Raw genomic sequence first — 16084 nt, 5'->3', positions numbered from 1 at the left:
GGTGCGCGGCCCGTCCGCGGCGGCACGGGACGGGTGTCCGGCTCCGCCCCGGACGTCGAACGCTCTGCCGGTCCGCGCCCCCGCACCGGGTGGTGCCGCGGAGGAACGATGTGAGCGTCGCCACATCGGTTCGGGCCGAACTCCCGGGCTGCCAGGCCGTGATCGTGCCCGGCAGAGACCGTCCGGGGTGCCTGGAGCGGCCCGTCGCGGGCAGGTGAGCGCGGGTGCGGGCGTTCGTACCGGAGAACGCCCGCACCCGCCGGCCGGCCGGGATCATCCGCGCCACGAACCACGGAAATCGTTGCGTGGAGCCGGAGTTGGACGACGACCGGTGGCCGCCGGGGCCTCGCCGGTGACCGGCCACGAAGCCGTGGTGCCGGAACCGACGGCGGGCAGGGCGCCGGTCGACGCGATCATGGAGCGGTAGCCCCTGCCACATGGAACGAAGCGCAACTGCCTCTCGGCGGCGGCCGCGAAGCCCGGGGCGGAGGGCCGTCACGCAACAACGCGTCCCGCACACCCGCGAGGATGGGTATAGTAGTTCTCGCGCTTCGGCGCTTGCGGACGTAGCTCAGTTGGTAGAGCGCAACCTTGCCAAGGTTGAGGTCGCCAGTTCGAACCTGGTCGTCCGCTCGGTTCAGCAAGAAGCCCCCGGCCTTTCGGCCGGGGGCTTCTTCGTGTGCTTGCGCCAGGTCGTGTTTCGAAAGTGGCGCCGTCCGCCCGGAGGACGGGTTCGGCGGGACTTTCGAAACGCGCCCTTACCTCCAGGGTGTACCGGTGAGGAGTTCGTATGCCTCCAGATACTTGGCGCGGGTCGCGTCCACGATCTCCTGGGGCAGCGCCGGCGGCGGCTGCTCGCTCCTGCGGTCCCAGCCGGAGGCCGGCGAGGTCAGCCAGTCGCGCACGAACTGCTTGTCGTACGAAGGCTGGGCGTGGCCCGGCTCCCAGGCGGCGGCCGGCCAGAAGCGGGAGGAGTCCGGAGTCAGCACCTCGTCCGCGATGATCAGTTCCTCGCCGCCGTCGGCGGTGGGCGTGAAGCCGAACTCGAACTTCGTGTCCGCGAGGATGATCCCGCGCTCGCGCGCGATGTCACGGGCCCGGCTGTATACGTCCAGGGTCGTGCGGCGCAGCTGCGCGGCGGTCTCGGCACCGACCTGACGGGCCACTTCCTCGTAGCTGACGTTCTCGTCGTGGTCGCCGACAGCCGCCTTGGTGGCCGGGGTGAAGATCGGCGTCGGCAGCTCGGAGCCGTCGACGAGGCCCTCGGGAAGGGCGAGACCGCAGACGGTGCGGGACGCGTCGTACTCGACGAGGCCGGAGCCCGTCAGGTAGCCGCGGGCGACGCACTCGACCGGGACCATCCGCAGCGACTTGCAGATAGTCGTACGGCCGGCCCAGTCCGCGGGAGCACCGGCCGGCAGCTCGGTCGACAGGACATGGTTCGGCACGAGATCGGCGAGCTGGTCGAACCACCACAGCGAGAGCCGCGTCAGGACGCGTCCCTTGTCCGGGATCTCGGTGGGCAGGACCCAGTCGTACGCGGACATCCGGTCGCTGGCGACCATGACGAGGTCGCCCGCCTCGTTCCGGTACAGGTCGCGCACCTTGCCCGTGTGCAGGTGGGTGAGTCCCGGAACCTGCACGGGCTCGGGCTTTTCTACAAATCCGGACACGCTGCCTCCGCGTAGGTTGATCCAGGAGCTGTTCCGATTGTCCCGTATCCGGGTGCGGACGGCTGCGGAGGGGTGCGGAGAGGCGGGACGGGGTGGAGGGGCGCGGGCCCGCCGGGGAGGGGCGCGGAAAGAGGCGGAGGGGCGCGGGCGGCCTGCCGGTGTGCCGGGAGCCGGGCCGGGGCGTCAGGGCCTCAGGCGCGCTTGCAGATGCGGTCGAGCAGGTTGGCGGTGGCTCGCTGGATGCGTGGGTCCACATGGCCGGGGCGGTCCAGGGCCGGGGACCAGGCGAAGGTGCCGGAGGCGAAGACGAGCGCACCGGACGGGGACCGGTACAGGGACGTCTCCTGGTGCCGGGTCACGCCGTCGCCGTCCTGGTAGGGGGAGTGCGCGAGCAGGATGCGGTTGTCGTGCTCGGGGAGTGTGGTGCGCGGGAAGTAGCGGTCGGCCTCGCCCGCGACCAGGCCGTCGATCTCGTCGCCCTCGACGGCGTCGGTCGCGTCCCAGAGCCAGTGGTCCGCGTTCCGTACGACCAGAGGGTGCGGGTCGGGGACCCGGCCCGCGTACTGGATGCCGAGGAGCTGCTGCTCGGGGCGGTCCAGCTCGCGCCAGAGCGCGGGCTTTCCCGGGCCCCGGCGCTTGCGGCAGCTGAGCAGCCGGTCGGGAACGCCGGAGGGCGACGGCGCGAGGCTGACCTGCCAGTACATGGTGTTGGCGGAGAGGAAGACGAGGGAGGTGCCGTTGTCGCGGGCGCGCTCCGTCGTACGCCGCATGGGCACCGACCAGTACTCGTCATGGCCGGGGAAGACCAGGCCCCGGTAGCGGGTCGGGTCGATCCGGCCCGCGTGCAGGTCGCGGGTGTCGGCGTAGGCGATGTCATAGCCGTAGCGCTCGGCCCAGCGGATGAAGTCATAGGCGTGGCCGACGTGGAGCGGCAGGCCGGCGCCCGCGTAGGGGCGGTCGAAGGAGACGGTGACCGCGGCGTCCTCCTCCCCCAGCAGCCTGCCCTGCTCGTCCCAGGCGTGGTAGAGGCTGGCACCGGTCCGGCCGTCCTCCGGATAGAGGTTGTACGCCTGCCAGGTGATGTCCGGGAGCACCAGCAGCAGGTCGGCCGGGTGGTCGTCGCGGACGGTGAAGGGGATGTGGGAGCGGTAGCCGTCGACCGTGGTGAGCACGGCGACATACGCGCCGATCGACCAGTACGTGGGGATCTGCAACCGCCAGGACTGCCACCAGTGGTGACAGGAGACCGTGCGGTCGGCGGCGAGGGGGGCCGGCTGGACGATGCCGGAGAGCCTCGGACTCGTGGTGATCTTGGCGGCGCCGTCGCCCCCGTAGTGGCCGATCCGGTAGATGTCCACGGAGAACTGCTGCGGCGGGTCCACGGTGATGTGGAAGTCGATCGCCTCGCCCGGGGCCGCGGCGCCGGTGGAGATGAATCCCTTGATCTGGCGGCGGACGTCGTCGGCGGTACGGGTACCGCCCCCGTTCGAGCCGCGGGACAGGGTGGGGTCGGCGTACCAGGGCACGACCTGACCCGTGTCGTCGAAGTAGGTCTCGCTGCCGCGCAGCCAGGGAACGGGCCCCTGGCCGAAAGGGTCGGTTACGGCGTGCGCGAGGGCACCCGACTCCCAACGACGAATCTGCTCCGCCCCCATGACGCACCCCTCCCTCAGGCCCCCGGAACCACAGTGGCACGCCGCCTGTCAGCGCCCGGCCCCCAGCACATCACATAACGCATGCACTCCGTTACCGTTCGTCGCGAATTGACGTTAACGAAACCTGATATTCCGGGAATCGGGAGTCAGCCGATGTGAACAGCCGTCCGTCCAGGCGGGTTTCGACGAAGCCGTCCCGGTGGTTTCGACGAAGCCGTCCAGGTGGGTTTCAGACGAGTCGGACGGGCTTGTCGGAACGCACGCCGACCGAGGCGAGCCAGGACAGCAGCGGTCCCGCGTCGCCGTCCTCGACGAGACCGAGAACAGGGCTGCCGAGGTCGGCCCCGCGTTCGCCGTCGACCAGCAGCACGGGGCCGTCGAGCCAGTCCAGTCCGGGCGCCGCGCCCGCCGTGTCGACGGCGGCGCAGCAGACCATGGCCGCGACATGGTCCGCGAGCAGCTCGGTCCCGGTACGGGGCGGCTGGAGCGGGAAGAGTGGCAGCGGGTCGGGACCCCAGAGGTCCAGCACATCGCCTCCCGCACCCCCTGCGCCGCCGGCGTCCCTCGCTCCGCCGGTGACCGGCTGCGGGGCCTGCGCCTCCTCCCGGGCCACAGCCGCGCTGATTCCGGCCGCGAGCTCCTCGCCCCCGTCCCGTCCTGCGGCAAGGTGCTCGATGACACGCGCCAGTGTGGGCACCGCTGCGCAGGCGGTGTCGGAGCCGGAGGCGGAGAGCACACCCATGGCGTCCAGGACACGGTGCAGCCGCGCCGCCTCCGTACGCCACTTACGGTCGACGACCTCTTCCGGATACTGCTGCCAGTCCACCGGAGCCCAGTCGGGCCCGGCCGCGGCGGGGCCGCCGTGGAAGAGGCGGGCGGCCAGCAGGGACGCCGCCTCGTCGGCCGCTCCCGGTTCCTCCAGGAGGTCGCAGGCGGGGCGGTCGCCGAGCCGGGTGGCGAACCCTTCGGCCAGCCGGTCGCGGCGGGAGAGCTCGGTGAGGGCGGAGACGACACCCGCGTCCAGCCGGGAGGGCCAGCGCCCCATGCGCCAGGCGGGAAGCGCGACGCGGGTGAGGAGCCGGTCCCAGCCCGCGTAGGCGAGACCGACCTGTTCCTGGGCGACGACCCGCAGCCCGTAGTCCACGTCCTGGGCACGCGTCGACGCGGCGGCGGCGACGCCACGCTCCATCTCGGCGGCATGGCCCCGGCAGCTGCGCAGCAGCAGCCGGGCGATCCGTCCGATGAAGCGGCCCGGCAGCCGCAGGACCTTGCGCAGGGGCCCGTGGGCGGGTGCGGCCGCGTCGGCGACCGCGCCGTCCAGTCCTCTTACGAAGCGCCGGGCCGCGGCTATGTCGGGGTGGGCGGCGGGGCCGGTACCGGCGACGACCGGGGCGAGCACCGCCCGCAGCTCGGCGACCCTGATCCACCAGAGGAACGGGGAGCCGATCACCAGCACGGGCGCCGCCTGGACCCGGCGCCGGCGTCCCGGACGGCTGCCCGGAACGTCCGCCGGGCCTCTCGGGTCCCGGCGCGACGCGGCCTCCTCGGCCGCCGGGTCAGCGGCCGGGTGGGTGCGGTCCTCCAGCCAGCTGTCGCAGTCGGGTGTGAGCGCTATGGCCGAGGGCGCGGGCACTTCCAGCCGCTCCGCCAGATCGCGGACCAGCCGGTAGAGATCCGGGGCCGCCTCCTCGCTGAGCGGGACGGTCGGGCTGACCGCCGGCTTCGCCTGTACGACCGCGATCGCGACGGCCGCGGCGACGAGCAGGACGACGACGGCGCAGGCCGTCACGGTCCAGCGCACCGCAGCCCAGCCGCCGCCCTCGGCGAAGCCCTGCACGCCTGCGGCGAACAGCACGACGGCCGACGCGGCAGGCAGCAGTGCCACCGCCGTCGCCCTGCTGCGGATGCGCAGCAGGGCGAGAGCCTGGGCGCGCGCTGCCTGCGCACCCAGCTCCTCACCTGTACCGGTACCGGACATGGCCGGACGTCACCCCCTCTGCCCCCAGGACGGTGTTGCTCACTCCCCCACTGTGGCACCCGTCACTGACATCGCAATGCCGGTGGGCCAAGTGCCGGAACGCTTGCGCCGCACCCTAGTTGGGGCTTCGGCGGGCGTCATCCGGATGGCTCAGCCGTCACTCGATGGAATGGCTTTGGGCAAAGGTGCTGACGCGCCGCCGCCCATAGGGCAGCGGCGCGTCAGTGGTGGTCGGGGCCCGTCGCCGGAAAGGCGGTCGGGACGGCGGTCGGGGCAGCGGTCGGGACGGTACGGCTTGCGGCCTATGGCTTGCGGCTCGACGGCTCAGGTATCCGTTGTCCGTGGATCGCGTGGAAGGGGTTGGGCTCAGGCCTCCGCGGCCTTCTTGGCAATGTCGGTGCGGAGCTGCGAGCCGTCGAGCCGGATCCTGGCCGCAGCCGCGTAGGCGCGCTCACGGGCGCCCGCGAGATCCTTGGCCGTCGCAGTCACGGAGAGCACACGGCCGCCCGCGCTGACGACCGCGTCGCCGTCCCGCCGGGTCCCGGCGTGCAGCACATACGCATGGGGCGCATCCTGAGCCGCGACCTCGTCGAGCCCCTCGATCGGGTCGCCCGTCCGCGGGGTCTCCGGGTAGTTGTGGGAGGCGATGACCACGGTGACGGCGGCCTCGTCCCGCCACTTCAGCGGGGGCAGCTCGTCCAGGGTCCCGTTGGCGGAGCCCAGCAGGACACCGGCCAGCGGGGTCTTCAGACGGGCCAGGACCACCTGGGTCTCCGGGTCGCCGAAGCGGGCGTTGAACTCGATGACCCGAACGCCGCGCGAGGTGATCGCGAGGCCCGCGTAGAGCAGCCCGGAGAACGGCGTACCGCGACGGCGGAGCTCGTCGACGGTCGGCTGGAGGACCGACTGCATGACCTCGTCGACCAGCTTCGGGTCGGCCCACGGCAGCGGGGAGTACGCACCCATGCCACCGGTGTTCGGACCCTCGTCGTTGTCGAGGGCCCGCTTGAAGTCCTGGGCGGGCTGGAGCGGCAGCACGGTGGTGCCGTCGGTGATCGCGAAGAGGCTCACCTCGGGGCCGTCGAGGAACTCCTCGATGACCACGCGGTCGCAGGCCAGCGCGTGGGCACGGGCCGCCTCGATGTCGTCGGTAACGACGACGCCCTTGCCGGCGGCGAGGCCGTCGTCCTTGACGACGTACGGGGCTCCGAACGCGTCGAGGGCGGTGTCGATCTCGGCAGGCGTGGTGCAGACATAGCTACGGGCTGTCGGGACGCCCGCTCCGGCCATCACGTCCTTGGCGAAGGCCTTGGAGCCCTCCAGCTGGGCGGCCTTCCCGGACGGGCCGAAGCAGGGGATGCCGGCGGCGCGCACGGCGTCGGCGACCCCGGCGACGAGCGGTGCCTCCGGGCCGACGACCACCAGCTCGGCGCCCAGTTCGGTGGCGAGGCGCGCGACGGCAGCGCCGTCGAGAGCGTCGACCGGGTGCAGTTCGGCCACCTCCGCGATGCCGGCGTTGCCGGGAGCGCAGTACAGAGCGGTGACGTCGGGGTCGAGGGAAAGAGAGCGGCACAGGGCGTGTTCGCGGGCGCCGCCGCCGATGACGAGGACCTTCACGGGGTGCAGCCTAGCCGCCGGGGCGTGGCGCCCTTGACGGATGCCGGTCCGTGGACACTGCGGGAGGCCTCGGGTGCAGGGGCGGGACGCTGCGGGTGCCCGGGCGTGGACACTGCGGGCGCCGGTCCGGGGACGCTCGTCCGGCCCGAACGACCAGGACGACCAGGACGACCAGGACGGCCCGGACGGCCCGGACGGCTCGACGAAGGGCCCCGCCCGCACACGCCCTACTCGTTGGTGTACTCCTCGACGACCGTGGCGCCCAGTTCGCGGACGATCAGGTCGTGGCCGGAGAGAGCCGAGTCGACGAGGTCGGGGTCGTCGGCCTCGGGGGTGTCGTCCTCGGGGGCGACCGACCGGGGCGGCTCGGGAGCGGTGTACGACGGCGGTGCGGGCTCCGGGGCGGAGCCACCGCCGCCCGGCTGCCGGCGCTCCGGCGCGGGCCGGGGCTCGTACGACTGCGGTGCGGCGGGAGCCGCGGGGCGCTGCGGCGCGGGCGGCGCGGCTGCGGAGGGGCGGCCTCCGCCGACCTGCGGAGGCTGGCCGGCACCGCCCGACGGGTCGACGATGGCCTCGATCTTCCACTGCGCGTTGAACCGCTCGGCCAGAGCCTGCTTCAGCACTTCCTCGCTGCCGCTGCTCGCGAAGTTGTCGCGGGCGCCGGCGTTGAGGAAGCCGATCTGCAGGGTGGTGCCGTCGAATCCGGTGACCTGGGCGTTCTGGCTGAGAAGGATCCAGGTGAACCGGCGGCGGCCCTTGACCGCCTCCAGGATGTCGGGCCACATGTTGCGCACCTGCGCGGCGCCCTGCGTCAGGCCCGCGGCGGGCTCGGCAGCGACGGGCTGCGGCGCGGCGGCGGGTGCGGCAGGAACCGGCGCCGGGGCGGCAGCCTGCGGTACGGGGGCCTGTCCCGGGGTGGAGGCGGTCGGCCAGCCGCCGGGCCGCCGCCCCTGCTCGGGCGCGGCCGCAGTGGGCCAGGCGCCGGGCCGCTGTCCGGCTGCGGGCGCCTCGGCGGGCGGCGGACGCACAGCGTCGGGGACGGGAGCCGCCTGCACAGGAGCCGGCGGGGGCGCGTCCCCGCGTGCCGCCGCGCGTGCGGCGGCGGGGCCCGACGGGGCGTCCGGCTGCGCGAAGGGCGGCGGCGCGGGGGCCTGGTGCGCGGCCGGGGCGTGGGCCTGCGGTGCGACGGGGGCGTGGGCCAGCGCCTCGGGCCCGGGGACGTAACCCATGGCGGGCCCCGGTCCGGTGGTGGCGAAGGACGCGCCCCGCTCCAGCCTGTCCAGCCTGGCCTGGAGGGAACGCTCGTCGTCGAAGGCGGCAGGCAGCAGCACCCGGGCGCAGATCAGCTCGACCTGGAGACGCGGCGAGGTCGCGCCGCGCATCTCCGTGAGCCCCTCGTTGACCAGGTCGGCGGCGCGGCTCAGTTCGGCGGCGCCGAAGACGGACGCCTGGGCCGTCATGCGCTCGACCACATCCGCCGGCGCGTCGATCAGCCCCTTCTCCCCCGCGTCCGGCACGGCGGCCAGGATCACCAGGTCGCGCAGCCGCTCCAGGAGATCGGCGACGAACCGGCGCGGGTCGTTGCCGCCCTCGATCACCCGGTCCACGACCTCGAAGGCGGCGGCCCCGTCACCGGCGGCGAAGGCGTCCACGATCGAGTCCAGCAGGGAGCCGTCCGTATAACCGAGCAGGGACGTCGCCATGGCGTACGTCACACCTTCGTCGCCCGCACCGGCCAGCAGCTGGTCCATGACCGACATCGAGTCACGCACGGATCCGGCACCGGCGCGCACGACGAGCGGGAAGACCCCGTCCTCGACGTGGCTGTTCTCCTTGCCGCACACCTCGGCGAGATACTCGCGCAGCGTCCCTGGCGGCACGAGCCGGAACGGGTAGTGGTGGGTGCGCGACCGGATGGTGCCGATGACCTTCTCGGGCTCCGTGGTCGCGAAGATGAACTTCAGGTGCTCCGGCGGCTCCTCGACCACCTTCAACAGGGCGTTGAACCCCGCCGATGTGACCATGTGCGCCTCGTCGATGATGTAGATCTTGTAACGACTCGACGCGGGCCCGAAGAACGCCTTCTCCCGCAGGTCACGGGCGTCGTCCACGCCACCGTGCGAAGCGGCGTCGATCTCGATCACATCGATCGACCCCGGTCCGTTGCGCGCGAGGTCCTGGCACGACTGGCACTCCCCGCAGGGCGTGGGCGTGGGCCCCTGCTCGCAGTTCAGACAGCGGGCGAGGATGCGCGCGCTGGTCGTCTTGCCGCAGCCTCGCGGACCGCTGAACAGGTACGCGTGATTGACCCGGTTGTTCCGCAGGGCCTGCTGCAGCGGGTCAGTGACATGCTCCTGACCGATGACCTCGGCGAACGACTCGGGGCGATAGCGGCGGTACAGCGCAAGGGACGACACACATACGAGGTTATCGGGGCCGACTGACAACCGGCCCCGGACCGGGCACACCACCGGCCTCGGAAGCAGCTCACCGCAGAAATCCGGGCGCCGCCGGCCCTCCCTGAAACGGGTCCGGACACACAAGGGCCCCCCACGCACCCGCCAGAGCCAACCTACCCTTGCTGCCTTCCGGCCCTGGGGGAGTTCAGTCAGATAGCGCCACGTGAGGGGCTGACGCCCACCTTAGCCGATCCCCACCCCCGCGAGTCCACCTCCCCCGAACCCGGAGCCCCCTCCGGAACCTCCGGAGAGCTCCGAGGCGGAACGTGTTCGCGAGCACTCCTCAACGTCTTGTATTGTTTGCCCCGGAGGATTCGCCTAGTGGCCTAGGGCGCACGCTTGGAAAGCGTGTTGGGGGCAACCCCTCACGAGTTCGAATCTCGTATCCTCCGCCATTGCTCTCACCGGGCAATACGTCGAAGGGCCCCACCGCTTGCGGTGGGGCCCTTCGACGTTCGTGGTCTCAGTTTTGGTCTCAGTTGGCAGGGCGGGCAGTCGTGGGCAACCACGGACGGGCTTCGCCGACGCTCTGCCACGTCTGGTCCTGAATGGCCCGCATAGACCCGAGGCAACGTGCATGGCCCCCAGCCCAGTCAGTTCCCTGAACCAGCCAGCAGAAGCGGTCGAACGCACCCTCACTGTCAGAGGGACAAAATAGGATGCCCCGCAGCAGCTCCACGGCCCTGAGATCGCCACCCGGACACGAGCAAGGACCCCAACTGATGGCAGTGACCCAGCAAGAGATCGAGAACCGATTGTGGGACGCCGCCGACGAGCTGCGCGTGGCGATGCCTGAAGCGCAGTACTCCTCGGTCGTCTTCCCTCTGATGTTCTGGAAGTACCTGTCGGATACCTGGGAGCACACTCATCAGACCTTCCTCAAGGAGAACGAGGACCTTGACCTCTCAGCCGAGGAAGCCGACGAGGTCGAGTACAGCAACTACCAGACGTTCAAGATCCCCCTCATCTTCCCTGGCACCGTTGCCGAGAGCCGTGCCTCTTGGTCATCCATCCTCGCCACAGTCGCCCAGCACGGCCTCGGCCAGCGGGTTCGCGCTTCCCTGCAGGCCATCGAGTCGGCCAACCCTGACAAGTTCTCCCGTCTGTTTGGGTCCATGACGTGGACCTCCGAAGCCGTGCTGCCGGGGGAGGTGCTGGCGTCGGTCATGCGGACGATGAACCGTGTCCCCAAAATGCACGAGGGTAATATGTCCCACGATGTGCTCGGCGGGGCGTACGAGTACCTCCTAAAGCGGTTCTCAGACGGGTCCGGTACTCGTGCCGGCCAGTTCTTTACCCCGCGCGAGGTCGTCGAGCTAATCATCGAACTGCTGGACCCCAAGAACCACGAGTCGGTGTACGACCCGACCTGCGGTTCAGGCGGCATGCTCATTGCCGCCGCTAACTTCCTCAAAGCCCGAGGCGGGCGTGGATACACACTCAGCCTGAACGGGCAGGAGGCTGTGACGGACACTGCGGGTGTGGCCCGCATGAACCTCTTCATGCACAACCTGACCGAGTTCAAGGTCGAGATCGGCGACACCTTGAGGGATCCTCGCTTCAAGAGGCCGAACGGATCCGTCAAGCAATTCGACGTGATCGTCGCCAATCCGCCCTACAGCCTCAAGTGGAAGCCTTGGACTAATGACCCGCGCGCCATCGGCGGGGTCGCTCCACAGTCATCGGCGGACTGGGCATTCGTACAGCACATGATCGCTAGCATGGCCCCGAAGAAGGGCCGCGCTGGTGTCGTCCTACCCCATGGCGTCCTCTTCCGAGGTGGCCAGGAAGCAGTCATCCGTCGGCGTGTCCTGGATGACGACCTACTTGAAGCCGTCATCGGCCTACCAAAGAACCTTTTCTACAGTACGCCGATCCCGACCTGCATCCTCGTCTTCCGCGCCCCCGGCACCAAGGCCCCGGAGCGCCGGGCAGGTGTGCTGTTCATTGACGCATCAGAACGGTTCACGCCTGGAAAGAACCGCAATACGATCACCGACACCGACATCGCCGATACGGTGGCTGCCTACCACTCCAGCTTCAATGCTGACGCCTCCCCCACCGAACTCGATGGTGGTAGAGGGCTCGCCGCCCGCTTCGTTCCCTTGCCAGAGATCGCGGAGAACGGGTACGACCTCCATATCGGCCGGTACATCAAGCAGGCCACAGCTGAGCAGGAGGAGTTGGACGTTCTGGTCGACGCCTACAACCTCGCCCGGGCCGACCGGCAACGGGCCGAGGCTCGCATGCTGCAGGTCCTCACCGCCACAGGGATCGAGGGCTTCGATGACTGAGCCCGCCGGGTGGAAACCAGGCACTCTGGATGACGTCCTCGAACACGTCGATGTCCGAAACAAGGACAAGGTTGTCGAGGTGGTCCTCAGCGTTACCGAGGGGCGCGGCATCGTCCCCCAGAGCGAGGTGTTCAACAAGAGGGTCGCTACTGAGGACACGAGCAAGTACAAAGTACTCCAACCCTTCGACATCGCTTGGAACCCATACCTCCTCTGGACCGGAGCCATTGGGCAATGGCTCCGCGACAGCGCCGGCGTTACCTCTCCGGTCTACCCGGTGTTCCGTGTACGCGAAGGGCAGGACGCCAGGTTCTGGGGAATAGTCCTCGAAGGCGGTGTACTCACCCCGTACTTTGACAGTCGCGCAATCGGCTCTATCGCTCGGCGTCGCCGCACAACTATTCCGGTGTTTAAAGAGGCTCCGATCTTCATTCCGCCGCGGTCGACGCAGGAGCGGATCGTCAAGATTATCGGCGCGGTAGATTACCAGATTGCTGCGCTTGAATCCGAGGCCAGCACCGCACGGAGGCTTCTCAACTCGGTGCTCGCAGAGCACTTCGCGACCGTCATGGGCAAACCGCAGCGGATTGTTGATCTGTGCTCCCATGTGGTCGGGGGCGTCTGGGGCAAGCCTGAGGGTGAAGGGGAAGTTGATCGCCTTGCGCTTGGGCCTCGCATCTACGCGCCCGGCACCTCCGACTTCGTAACCGACGGCTCACCAGTACGGTCGTTCACGACCAAGCAGGCTGACACCCGAACGGTGCAGGAGCAGGACATCATCCTGGAGCGATCTGGCGGTTCACCCGAGCAGCCCGTCGGCAGAGTCGCTATTGCGGGCCCCGGCCTAGCACCGTGTGTGCCTACCGACTTCCAGCGCTTGATGCGGGTAGAGCCTGAGAGGGCGCTCCCAAAGTGGGTGTTCTGGCGACTCCGACACGACTGGGTATCTGGGATCACCCGCAACTACTCACGCCGCACGACTGGCATCACTAATCTGTCAGTAAAGGAATATATCGCTCGCGAAGTGCCCGTGCCTTCGCCAGAGGAACAGGCAGCACTAGTTGAGCGTGCTGCGGCGGTCGACGCACTCGTCATCACGCTGCGCGCGGAGGCCACAAGTCTCCGTCAGGTTCGAGCTGGTTTGCTATCAGGGCTGTTGGATCGAGCAATCACCATCGAGTCAGCCGAGCTGGAGGTCGCCTGATGGCGATGGGTATCGCGGAACGCGAGTTCCAGAACCTGATGATCCAGTGGTCCCTCCCCATGGGGTGGGGCTTCGAAGCGGGCAGGTCACTGCCGCGTGAGACGACACAAACGGTTCTCGCCGGCCATCTGCGGGACGCCATCGTCCGGCTTAACCCTGAGGTGATCGACGGGTTCGGCGTGGACGCCGTGGTCGAGGAGATCGTCGCCGCGGTCAACGCCGTCGACGGCGGGCTGGTGCGAGCCAACGAACAGGTGCTGGAACTGCTGCGCGGGCACAAGGAGTTCAGGGGCGCCGACGGCGTATGGCACGCCTTGAAGGTCATCGATTTCGAGCACCCAACCGCCAACACCCTGGTCGTGTCGGACGAGGTGACCATAACCGTCCCCGGCAAGACCCCCCGCCGGTTCGACCTCGTGTACTGGGTCAATGGACTGCCTCTCGTTGTCGTAGAGGTGAAGTCACCGACCGCTAAGTCAGGGTGGGCCGAGGCCGCACGCGAGATCAACGACGTGTACGCCACCGAGTACCCGTGGTTCTTCACCCCCAACGTGTTCGCTGTCGCCTCCGACGGGCTGAAACTGCGGTTCGGCGCCGCTGGTGCGCCGCTGAACCTGTGGCAGCCGTTCCGATCAACCGAAGACGACGAGAACCTGTCCGGGCAGGCCGACGTGCGGCGCTCCGTCGAGCTGCTGCTCAACCCGGCCACGGTCCTGGACATGCTCGCCAACTTCGTCCTCTTCGACACCTCTGGAGGCGGGGCAGACAAGAAGTACCTGCCCCGCTACCCACAGATGGAGGCCGCCCATCTGATCCACGGACGGGTCCTGGCCGACGGCAAGAAGGGTCTGGTCTGGCACCACCAAGGCAGCGGGAAGACGTTGCTCATGGTGTTCGCCGCTTCGCTGCTGCTGGCTGACACCCGCACCGAATCGCCGACGATCATCTTGCTCTCGGACAGGACCCAGCTCGTGCGGCAAACCTCCGGGGTATTCACCTCCGCGATGGGCGACGCCTACTTCCACCAGCCCTCCACCAGCAAGGAGTTGCGTTCCTTGCTGGCTGACGATGTGCGCGGCGTCATCTCCACAACCGTTCACAAATTCGCCGATGCCGGCAAGAACCTGTCGACCCGCCGCAACATCATCGTGCTGGTCGATGAGGCACACCGCACGCAGTCATCTGAGGAAGAGTCCCTGGCGGGGCAGATGCGCGCAGCATTGCCGCACGCGAAGTTCTTTGGCATGACCGGCACACCCGTCAGGAATCTCGCCACCAACACCTTCGCCCTCTTCGGTGAGGAGACCGACCCGAACAGGGTGTTGCACCGGTATTCGGTGTCCCGGTCTCTCCGGGACGAGGCAACCGTTCCTGTCATGCTGGACCCGCACCCAGTCACCTTCGAGATGAACGACCGGGCCCTACAGGCCGAGTTCGACCAGTTCGCCGACGAATTCGACCTCGACGACCCCGACCGTGAAACCTTGTCCCGTAAGTTCGGGCGCCTCACCTCGGTATTCGCCAATCCTGAACGCATCCACACGGTCTGCCAGGACATCGTGGACCACTACCTGGCTGGCACCTATCGCAACGGCCTCAAGGCGCAGGTCGTTGCCTACAACCGTGAGCTGGCCGTGGCATACACGGACAAGATCAACGAGCTGTTGGCCGGCTTTGAGGCATCTCGGGTACTCGCCGAGGTCGGCAAGCACGATCGGATCACCGCAGAGGTAAATATCCACGTCTCGGACGCCAAGTCCGAGGAAGCGACCATGCGGCCCTACAGGCTCTCCGAGGTCGACGAGGAGGACCAGAAGCGGCGATTCCTCACTCCCGATGACCCGTTGTGCTTCCTGGTCGTGACGGCCAAGCTGATGACCGGGTTCGACGCCCCCAACGAGGGCGTCCTTTACCTGGACAAGCCGATGAAAGCTCACAACCTGTTCCAGACGATTACACGCCCGAACCGCACTTGGGTGTCCCCGGCCGGATTCGTGAAGACCACCGGCGTGGTCGTGGACTACATCAGCCTGGCCGAAGAGGTCCAGCGTGCCGTCGTCGACCCCACCTCGGAGGGGTCCGCTGGCAAGGGCGGCGGATTCGTCACCGACGTGACCGATCTGGTCGCCGAGTTCCGCACCACCTTCGCCTGCATCGAGGACCTCCTCGCGAACGTGGACGGCCTTGACCTCACAGCCAACGGTTACGAGTCCGTACGCGTCATCAACAGCTACCTGGCCGGCGATCCGGCCGCCGCCGAGGTCTTCAGTAAGAATTACCGGCTTCTAGCCCGCCTGTACCCACTCATCAACACGGACAAGCGCGTCACCAAATACCAGGACGGGTTCGGGCTCTTCGGGTCTGTGTACACGACCCTGTTCAAGAAGTCCTCCGACGAGGAAAGGAAGGAGCGACTGGGCGAGCTGGGACCGATGGTCCTGGAGATAATCAATGCCCACGTCCACTCCTTCTCGGTGGCCGCGTCCCAGGAAGAAGCCCTCGTCCTGGATGCCCAAGGCATCACAATCCTCAAAGAGCTTCTGGCCCTCGTCCGTCCCAAGCCCGACAAGGATGACAGCGAGGACAAGAGGCCGCCGTCTGCGGCGGAGATCCTGGACCACATCAAGGCGGCCCTTGAGAAGGGCGTCGAACCGGGGTCCGCGAAGTACACCGCCCTGGCAGAGCGGATCAGGCAGCTGCGGGACCGGATCATCCAGAACGCCCAGGACGCCCTGGAGTTCCTGGCCGAAGCACTCCGGGTCGCCCATGCCATCGTGAACGCGGAGAAGCACCCCGACGAAGCCGTTGTACTGGACGATGACCACGTAGGAGTCCTGTCGCGGATCATCCATGACCACGCGCCGTCCGGCCTCACCGTCACGGAGCAGAACCTGGCCGAGGAGATCGACCAGGTGGTCAGGCGCACCCTCGCCCAGTCATGGGACAACGCTGAAGCCCGCAATCGCGGCGTCCGCCGTGCCACCGCTGCAGTCTTCCGCCGGTATATGTTGAAGCCGGTAGGAGAGCCCTACGGCTCCACCGTCGCCTACGTCGAAGCCCACTATCTCGTCGACTGATGTGCGTGCTGAGGCCCGGCAGCCTGTGGTGGGACGCTGTTGGTTAATTCGGGCCTGGCTGCTTCGCCCCGTCGTATGCGGCGGGGCGAAGTGCTGCCAGGGGGCTGGTGCGGGTGCGTGCATGGGG

General features: G+C 68.9%; 8 protein-coding genes, 2 tRNA genes and 1 other RNA gene. 5 read left to right on the top strand and 6 right to left on the bottom strand.

The window, feature by feature from the left end; translation table 11 throughout:
* Positions 1-560 precede the first annotated feature (560 nt).
* Positions 561-633 (top strand) — tRNA-Gly (locus tag ACZ4LX_RS27730).
* A 125-nt stretch (positions 634-758) separates the two neighbouring features.
* Here the strand turns inward: ACZ4LX_RS27730 and ACZ4LX_RS27725 are convergent.
* From ACZ4LX_RS27725 to ffs, 6 genes are all read right to left on the bottom strand, one after another.
* The gene (locus ACZ4LX_RS27725) at positions 759-1673 is read right to left on the bottom strand and encodes a phosphoribosylaminoimidazolesuccinocarboxamide synthase (RefSeq protein ID WP_467649553.1); all 915 of its coding nucleotides are present in this window, start codon (positions 1671-1673) and stop codon (positions 759-761) included.
* A 191-nt stretch (positions 1674-1864) separates the two neighbouring features.
* Positions 1865-3328 carry a N,N-dimethylformamidase beta subunit family domain-containing protein gene (locus ACZ4LX_RS27720; RefSeq protein ID WP_467649552.1) on the bottom strand — a complete coding sequence of 488 codons (1464 nt, stop codon included), beginning with the start codon at positions 3326-3328 and terminating at the stop codon, positions 1865-1867.
* Between the two features lie 229 nt (positions 3329-3557).
* The gene (locus tag ACZ4LX_RS27715; protein ID WP_467649551.1) at positions 3558-5306 is read right to left on the bottom strand and encodes a hypothetical protein; all 1749 of its coding nucleotides are present in this window, start codon (positions 5304-5306) and stop codon (positions 3558-3560) included.
* 366 nt (positions 5307-5672) lie between these two features.
* Entirely contained in the window at positions 5673-6923 is a 1251-nt protein-coding gene (gene purD, locus ACZ4LX_RS27710) for a phosphoribosylamine--glycine ligase (RefSeq protein ID WP_467649550.1), read from the bottom strand.
* A gap of 227 nt (positions 6924-7150) precedes the next feature.
* Complete coding sequence (locus ACZ4LX_RS27705; RefSeq protein ID WP_467649549.1) at positions 7151-9340, bottom strand: DNA polymerase III subunit gamma and tau; 2190 nt, start codon at positions 9338-9340, stop codon at positions 7151-7153.
* A gap of 122 nt (positions 9341-9462) precedes the next feature.
* An RNA gene (ffs, locus tag ACZ4LX_RS27700) (signal recognition particle sRNA small type) lies at positions 9463-9557 on the bottom strand.
* 132 nt (positions 9558-9689) lie between these two features.
* Here ffs and ACZ4LX_RS27695 point away from each other — a divergent pair.
* From ACZ4LX_RS27695 to ACZ4LX_RS27680, 4 genes are all read left to right on the top strand, one after another.
* Positions 9690-9777, top strand: a tRNA-Ser gene (locus tag ACZ4LX_RS27695).
* Positions 9778-10104: 327 nt separating this feature from the next.
* Positions 10105-11676 (top strand): type I restriction-modification system subunit M, encoded by a 1572-nt coding sequence (locus tag ACZ4LX_RS27690; protein WP_467649548.1) that lies wholly within the window; start codon positions 10105-10107, stop codon positions 11674-11676.
* Positions 11669-12880: a restriction endonuclease subunit S domain-containing protein gene (locus ACZ4LX_RS27685; RefSeq protein ID WP_467649547.1), complete on the top strand. Its 1212-nt coding sequence runs from the start codon at positions 11669-11671 to the stop codon at positions 12878-12880. The genes ACZ4LX_RS27690 and ACZ4LX_RS27685 overlap by 8 nt, the downstream gene beginning before the upstream one ends.
* Complete coding sequence (locus ACZ4LX_RS27680; protein ID WP_467649546.1) at positions 12880-15957, top strand: type I restriction endonuclease subunit R; 3078 nt, start codon at positions 12880-12882, stop codon at positions 15955-15957. The genes ACZ4LX_RS27685 and ACZ4LX_RS27680 overlap by 1 nt, the downstream gene beginning before the upstream one ends.
* Positions 15958-16084: the final 127 nt, after the last annotated feature.

The organism is Streptomyces sp. NPDC026062 (genome assembly GCF_055568375.1).
Note: the sequence above shows the minus strand (reverse complement) of the source record. Positions and strands in the feature narration are given on the sequence as shown.

What these genes read in the sequence shown, in the direction of transcription:
- ACZ4LX_RS27715 (WP_467649551.1), bottom strand. Translation starts at nt 5,306, where the DNA reads ATGTCCGGTACCGGTACAGGTGAGGAGCTGGGTGCGCAGGCAGCGCGC.
- ACZ4LX_RS27685 (WP_467649547.1), top strand. Translation starts at nt 11,669, where the DNA reads ATGACTGAGCCCGCCGGGTGGAAACCAGGCACTCTGGATGACGTCCTC.
- ACZ4LX_RS27680 (WP_467649546.1), top strand. Translation starts at nt 12,880, where the DNA reads ATGGCGATGGGTATCGCGGAACGCGAGTTCCAGAACCTGATGATCCAG.
- ACZ4LX_RS27720 (WP_467649552.1), bottom strand. Translation starts at nt 3,328, where the DNA reads ATGGGGGCGGAGCAGATTCGTCGTTGGGAGTCGGGTGCCCTCGCGCAC.
- ACZ4LX_RS27690 (WP_467649548.1), top strand. Translation starts at nt 10,105, where the DNA reads ATGGCAGTGACCCAGCAAGAGATCGAGAACCGATTGTGGGACGCCGCC.